The organism is Ruminococcus sp. AM43-6 (assembly GCF_003461785.1).
GTDB lineage: Bacteria > Bacillota > Clostridia > Oscillospirales > Ruminococcaceae > Hominimerdicola > Hominimerdicola aceti.
The window spans coordinates 1-446 of sequence record NZ_QTXU01000020.1; the positions used below are offsets into that span (position 1 = coordinate 1).

Annotated in this window: 1 protein-coding gene; it reads right to left on the reverse strand. The window is 39.2% G+C overall.

The window, feature by feature from the left end:
- On the reverse strand, positions 1–191 hold a 191-nt coding region (locus DW938_RS10510; protein WP_242992498.1), incomplete at its 3' end, for an AAA family ATPase.
- Positions 192–446: the final 255 nt, after the last annotated feature.

Here is a 446-nt window from a genome sequence, read left to right on the forward strand (position 1 = left end):
TTCTGACCTAAAACACTTTCTCCTTTCGCTATTGACAAGCACATATCAAGTGCCAGCCAAGACTTTCCGACCTTTGGTGCTCCTGCTAAGATATACAGACCTTGTGCAAGCAAGCCGTCTATAACGAACTCTATTGGCTTGTACACAGTTGTCATTATTTCTTCGCAGGATCGAGTGATGAGTTTTTTCACGCTACCAGACCTCCTATTCTATTTTTAAGTTTCTGTTATTGTCACTGAACATAGCGAAATTTATATTCAAAACAAAAAGCTCGCAAAGACTCTTAAAATCTTTACGAGCTTATATTATTCTCCATTCTTATGGTATCGCATTTTAATACGTTTGTCAATAGTCATGGTCTATTTTCATTGTTTTGCACAGGAGATTTGATTTTGACACGGGGGTAAGATGTGCGTTTTCGCCGTCGCACTGTGAGATACCCCCTA